The sequence below is a fragment of the Nitrosovibrio sp. Nv17 genome (assembly GCF_900119085.1).
In the GTDB taxonomy this organism is placed as follows: Bacteria; Pseudomonadota; Gammaproteobacteria; order Burkholderiales; family Nitrosomonadaceae; genus Nitrosospira.
In genome coordinates, this window is the sequence record NZ_FPIQ01000039.1 from 1 (window position 1) to 6564 (window position 6564).

General features: G+C 62.3%; 5 protein-coding genes and 1 pseudogene. All 6 read left to right on the forward strand.

Annotated features, from left to right (window positions below; genetic code table 11):
- Positions 1–334: pseudogene (locus BT108_RS13050) on the forward strand (integrase core domain-containing protein); the annotation flags it as partial.
- Positions 315–947, forward strand: coding sequence for a TorF family putative porin (locus tag BT108_RS13055; RefSeq protein WP_083566460.1), 633 nt, complete (start codon positions 315–317; stop codon positions 945–947). The pseudogene BT108_RS13050 and the gene BT108_RS13055, both read left to right, overlap by 20 nt.
- A gap of 55 nt (positions 948–1002) precedes the next feature.
- Complete coding sequence (kdpA, locus tag BT108_RS13060; protein WP_072294996.1) at positions 1003–2733, forward strand: potassium-transporting ATPase subunit KdpA; 1731 nt, start codon at positions 1003–1005, stop codon at positions 2731–2733.
- 13 nt (positions 2734–2746) lie between these two features.
- Positions 2747–4771: a potassium-transporting ATPase subunit KdpB gene (gene kdpB / locus BT108_RS13065; protein ID WP_072294997.1), complete on the forward strand. Its 2025-nt coding sequence runs from the start codon at positions 2747–2749 to the stop codon at positions 4769–4771.
- 10 nt (positions 4772–4781) lie between these two features.
- Positions 4782–5468, forward strand: a complete 687-nt coding sequence (gene kdpC / locus BT108_RS13070; RefSeq protein ID WP_083566462.1) for a potassium-transporting ATPase subunit KdpC — start codon at positions 4782–4784, stop codon at positions 5466–5468.
- Between the two features lie 13 nt (positions 5469–5481).
- Positions 5482–5937: a PTS sugar transporter subunit IIA gene (locus BT108_RS13075; RefSeq protein ID WP_072294998.1), complete on the forward strand. Its 456-nt coding sequence runs from the start codon at positions 5482–5484 to the stop codon at positions 5935–5937.
- The last annotated feature ends 627 nt before the right edge of the window (positions 5938–6564 follow it).

The following is a 6564-nucleotide window of genomic DNA, read 5'->3' on the forward strand; positions in this document are numbered from 1 at the left end:
TGCCAGCCGGGAACGCGAACCCAGCGGCAACCATGAGTTCGATCAACTGTGCCAGGAGCTGGGCATAGAGCACCGGCTGACCAAGCCCAGAACACCGAGAACCAACGGTATGGTGGAGCGGTTCAATGGGCGTATTGCAGACGTCCTGAAGACCCACAGGTTCAACAGCCGCGAGGACATGGAGCAAACCTTGTTGCGCTATGTGGCGCTGTACAACCACCAATTGCCGCAATCAGCGCTCAAGAGCAGTACGCCCATGCAGGCCATGAAACAGTGGTATCAGTCGCACCCGCATCTGTTTAACAAGCGACCATATGATCGTCCGGGATGCGACAACTGGCAGCGTGGCCTTGACTTCCGACTACGTGTGGCGAGGGTCTTCCCAGACCCGCGAGAAGCCCGCCATTCAAGGGTCGTTCAAGTACGCCCACGAGTCCGGTCTCTATGCCTCGGTGTGGGGTTCGAACGTCAAGTTCAAGCCCGACAACGGCGCGTCGAGTGAGTTCGACATTGCGCTGGGCTGGAGCGGCAAAGTCGCCCAGGACTGGGCGCTCGACGTCTACTACCTGCGCTACCAGTACCCGGGCTCCGATGTGAACCTGAACTGGAACGAGGTCAATGCCGCCGTGACCTGGCGCGACAACTACTGGGTCGCCGTGGGGCATTCCACGAACGCCATGGCAAGCAAGACCACCGGCACCTATGCACTCGTAGGTGCGCGCTACCCGATCAACGACACATGGCGGGTCGAGGGAACCCTGGCGCGCTACTTCCTCGATAGCACCTATGCGAAGAGCTACACCCACGGCTCCATTGGCGTCGTCTGGGCGTTCAAGGCGCCCTTCGAGGCTCGCCTGACCTTGCATGGCACCGACTCGGCGACCAAGCAGTTGTTCCCCGGCATGGCTGGCTCGCGCGCGGAATTTGCGCTGCAGGCGTCCTTCTAGGAGTTCCCCATGTCTTTGACCTCACGCCTCGCTGGCATCCACGGAGTATCAAATCATGGTTGAGCCACTTCTCCTACTTTCCCTGCTCCTCGTTGTGGGCTGGCCTTTGGGGCGCTATCTTGCCGCGGTCATGCGTGGCGCCCCCATGCGCAGCGATGCGCTGTTCTCATGGATCGAGCGCCCCATTTATGCAGCGCTTGGCACCCGCCCTCATGTCGGCATGAGCTGGCGTGGGTATGCGGGCGCATTCCTGCTGTCCAACCTGCTACTCGCAATTGTGGTGTGGGTGATCTTCATGACGCAGGCCTGGCTTCCGCTCAACCCGGACGGCGTGCCGAACATGAGCTGGGACCTGGCCCTGCACACCATGGTTTCGTTCCTCACGAACACCAACCAGCAGCACTACTCGGGCCAAGCACAACTGTCCTACCTGTCGCAGATGACCGGCATCGTCGGCCTGCAGGTCGTCACGCCTGTCATGGGCTTGGCGATGGTGGCGGCCACGCTGCGCGGTTTGTTCGGTGGCCGGCAGGCCATGTCGCAGGATTCCGCCCAAGTCAAAGCGACAGATGCCAAGGTCGTCGTTGATGTCGGCAACTACTGGGCCGACGTGACGCGGGCAACGCTGCGCTTCGTGCTTCCGCTGTGCCTGGTATTGTCGGCGCTCCTGACCTGGCAAGGCGTTCCAGCGACGCTGGCCGCCGGCCCCGTCGCAAGTCCAGTGGAGGCCACGGCCGAGTTCAAGGAACAAAAGATCCCGCTGGGCCCGGTCTCCCCGATGGTGGCCATCAAGCAATTGGGCAGCAACGGCGGTGGCTGGTACGGCCCCAACAGCACGGTTCCGCTGGAGAACCCGACACCGCTGAGCAACTTCCTCGAAGTGTTTGCGATTGCCCTTATCCCGGTCTCGATCATTTTCATGGTGGCGCCGTTCACGGGCCGGCGCAAGTTCGGCGCGATGGTCCTCGGCACGATGCTCACCATGTCGGTGCTGACGGCTGGCATCAGCCTGTGGTCGGAGAACAATTCCGCGACCACGCTGGATGTCGCGCTGATGGAAGGCAAGGAGGTTCGGCTGGGTGCTGAAGCATCGGCCTTGTGGGCATCCACCACAACGCAGATCAACAATGGCTCGGTCAATTTGATGCTGGATTCCTCGGCGCCGCTCACCGGCATGATGTCGATGATCAACATGCTGATCAACGCCATCTGGGGCGGTGTGGGCTGCGGCCTGATGCAGTTCCTGGTCTACCTGATGTTGGCGGTCTTCCTGGCCGGCCTGATGACCGGCCGCACGCCGGAATTGTTTGGCCGAAAGATCGAGGGGCCGGAAGTCAAACTGCTGGCGATTCTGGTGCTGCTGCAGCCGCTCGTGATCCTTGGCTTTACCGCGATCACGCTGGCTATCCCCAGTATTACAGGGAACTCGAATCCCGGCTTTCACGGAATCAGCCAAGTCTTCTACGAATACGTCTCGGCTTTCGCCAACAACGGATCGGGCTTCGAGGGCCTGGGTGACGCCACGGTGTGGTGGAACGTGAGCTGCGCGATCGTGCTGGCCCTGGGGCGCTTCCCCTCGCTGGTGATCCCGCTGGCCATCTCCGCGATGCTGGCATCCAAGCGGCGCGCACCGGAAGGCTCCGGCACCTTGCACGTCGAGACGCCGACATTCGCTCTGACGCTGATTGGCATCGTCATCATCCTCACGCTGTTGCAGTTCATGCCAGTGCTGGTCCTTGGCCCTGTGGCTGACCATTTGCTGCTGACCGAACTGCTGGCTCGGTAAAGGGAATCTGAAAATGAGTACCACACATGCAAACGCCCCGGTGACCGAAGGCCACAGCTTCAAGCCTGCGCTCATCGATTCATTCAAGAAGCTGGCGCCCCAGCACGCCGTGAAGAATCCCGTGATGGCCGTCGTCTGGCTCGGTACGGTCTTGACGGCCATTGCTACCCTCGCAGGATGGACGACCGCCGGCTTCGGCTGGTCCGTGACGCTGATCCTGCTGGTGACCGTTCTGTTCGCGAACTTCGCCGAAGCCGTCGCCGAGGCGCGTGGGCGCGGTCAGGCGGCCTCTTTGCGCCGTGCGCGCAAGGATTTGGTCGCCCGTCGGCTCGACAAGGCGGGCAAGGAAACCACGGTGCCTGCTACCGAGCTTCGGCCCGACGATCTGGTGGTCGTGGAGGAAGGCCAACTGGTGCCAGCCGACGGTGAAATCGTCGAAGGCGTGGCGACCATCAACGAGGCGGCCGTGACCGGCGAATCGGCGCCGGTGCTGCGTGAAGCCGGCACTGACCGCTCCGGCGTGATCGGCGGCACCAAGGTGCTGTCCGACCGCATCGTCGTGCGCGTCACGGCAGAGCCGGGCCACAGCTTCCTGGACCGCATGATCTCGCTGGTCGAAGGCTCCAATCGGCAAAAAACGCCCAACGAAATCGCCCTGGGCATCGTGCTCGCCGTCCTGACCCTGACCTTCTTGATCGTGGTCGTCACGCTGCCCTTTATCGGCGGTTTCGTCGGCGTCGAGATCAACGTGGTGCTGCTGGTGGCGCTGCTGGTCTGCCTCATCCCCACGACCATTGGCGGCCTGTTGCCTGCCATTGGCATCGCAGGCATGAACCGCGCGCTCAAGGCCAACGTGCTGGCCAAGTCCGGTAAAGCCGTGGAGGTGGCAGGCGATGTGGACGTGTTGCTCCTGGACAAGACGGGCACGATCACCTACGGCGATCGTCAGGCCACGGCGTTCCATGCGCTTGCAGGTGTGGACGGCACCCAGCTGCGTCAGGCCGCTCTGCTGGCCTCGCTGGCCGATCCCACGCCGGAAGGCAAGTCGATCGTCAAGCTCGCTCGCGAGAAGGGTGAGAAGCTCGTCGATCCGGAACAGGCGCACTTCGTGGCCTTTACCGCGCAAACCCGGATGTCAGGTGTGGACCTGCCGGGTGAGCGTGTGATCCGCAAGGGGGCCATCGACGCCATCATCAAGCATGTCAAGTCGCTGGACGGCCACGTTCCGGCCGAACTCGAAGCGCGTGTCAATGATGTCGCTCGCAAGGGGGCAACGCCTCTGGTGGTGAGCGACGGCAGGCACGTGCTCGGCGTCATCGAACTGTCAGACGTCATCAAGCGCGGCATCAAGGAACGCTTTGCCCGCCTGCGCGAGATGGGGGTAAAGACCGTCATGATCACCGGCGACAACAAACTGACCGCAGCCAACATCGCCGCCGATGCCGGCGTGGACGACTACATCGCCGAGGCAAAGCCGGAAGACAAACTCGCCCGTATCCGCGCGGAGCAGGCTGGCGGACGCCTCGTGGCGATGGTGGGTGATGGCACCAACGACGCACCGGCGCTGGCCCAGGCCGACGTGGGTCTGGCCATGAACTCCGGCACGCAGGCCGCCAAGGAAGCCGGCAACATGGTCGATCTGGACTCCGACCCGGCCAAGTTGCTCGCGGTGGTCGAGATCGGCAAGCAGCAGCTCATCACACGCGGTGCGCTGACGACGTTCTCGCTGGCCAATGACGTGTCGAAGTACTTCGCCATCCTGCCGGCGCTGTTCGCTGCGGCCATTCCGTCGATGGCGGCGCTCAACGTGATGAACCTGACGAGCCCGACCAGTGCCGTGCTGTCGGCGCTGATCTTCAACGCGCTCATCATTCCCGCGCTGATTCCGCTGGCATTGCGTGGTGTTCGCTTCAAGCCGGCCAGCGCCACCCATCTGCTGCGCAACAACATGCTGATCTACGGCGTGGGTGGCGTGGTGCTTCCATTCATCGCGATCAAGCTCATCGACGTGATTCTGTCGGCCTTGTTCAACGTCTGAGGAACTTCCCATGACCATGACAACTTCTCTCACTTCTCGGGCACACAAGGGCCGTCCTGATGACACACCGGTAGCAGACCGTGGGGTCTGGCGTGGCGCTATCGGGTTGACGGTTCTCTCCCTGGCTGGCTTCGGCTTTCTCTACTCGCTCGCCGGCGTTGGCATCGGGCAGGCGCTGTTTCCCTCAACCGCCAACGGCAGCATCGTCGAACTCGATGGCAAGGTGATTGGCTCCGAACTGGTAGCCCAGCCCTTCGTCAGCGAGCGGTACTTCCAGCCACGCCCCTCTGCCGCCAGCTACAACACGATGTCACTGGCTGGCAGCAACCAGGCGCGGACCAACCCAGACATGCGCAAGCGCCTGGAAGAAACGCGCGCGGCCGTCGCCCAGCGTGAGGGCATCGAGCCATCCGCGGTGCCGAACGACCTGATCACCCAGTCTGGAGGAGGCATCGACCCGCACGTCAGCCCCGAAGGTGCCTCGGTCCAGGTCGCGCGGGTGGCTCGTGCGCGCGGCCTGGAGCCGAGCATTGTCGAAGGGCTCGTCGTCCAATACACGGAGAACAAACAACTCGGTGTGCTGGGGCAGGCACGGGTCAACGTACTGAAGCTCAATCTCGCTCTGGATGCGCACAAGGCGGCCCCGGCCACCCCTGCGGCGGGGGCACAGAGCGAATCGGCGGTTCCTCAACGATAAGAACGGGAGGCGCATGAGCACGTTGAGCAAGCACCTGGATGAAAGAGACATCCTGTTGGGCCTCAAGGCCGCGAGCAAGCGCGAAGTCTTCGAGGCCATCGGTCAGCACATGCAGGCCCTTCATGGGATATCGGCGGAGTCGGTTGCATCGGCACTCCATCGCCGTGAAGCGGCTGGATCAACGGCACTTGGTTGTGGCGTAGCGATTCCGCATGCCCGTGTGAACGAGCTGGAGCGGATTCGTCTGCTCTACCTCAGGTTGGCTCCGGCGCTCGTGTTCGACAGTCCCGACGGTGAGCCGGTTTCGGACATCGTGGCGCTGATGGTGCCTGCGCCCGCGACGCAGGAGCATCTGGACGTGCTTGCTCACGTCGCTTCACTTTTTTCGGAGAAGGCGTTCAGAAAGGCGCTGCACACATGCGAGGAACCGGGTCAAGTCATGGAAGTCATTGCGAACTGGCCACATTGAGAAGAGCACAGCAAGGAGCCCATACCGATGATGGCTCAGGGTATGAGGGATCATCGGTGATGTGCGTGGGCATCGCCTGCGAGGTCGATCGCATTGCCGTCACGACGAACAGCAGGCCTGGCGGGCGCTTGTTCCAATCGTTCTTTCCCGCCAACACCGTGGGTCGGGCGGTGGTCCGCATGTTCTGTGCTGGATTTCGGCAACCCATGCGGATTGTCATCAGCGGAGTTCGCGCCTTGGATTTCGCGCTGTTACTGGGACGGGGTCACAGGCGGGAAGTGATCCTGCTGTTTCAGCCGATGCCCTCGGCTGCTTTGGCCGCCCGCGCATGGCACCAGCCTTAAATCGCGGCCTTGCTTGCACACCGCGAACTTCCGACTTACCGTTCTGAATGCACAGTGAATTGAAAAGGTAGCCATGGGGTCTGAGAATACAGAAAAAGCTGACGCCCTCGTTGGAGAACTACGGCGCCAGGCTGCCGGCAGACTGACTGTTTTCCTGGGCGCTGCCCCTGGTGTAGGGAAGACCTACGTGTCGCATCCCGGACGATCATATGGTCGCTTGTTAAACAGATGCGGGTGCGACTGATACCACTGTTTCATGGCCTGCATGGGCGTACTGCTCTTG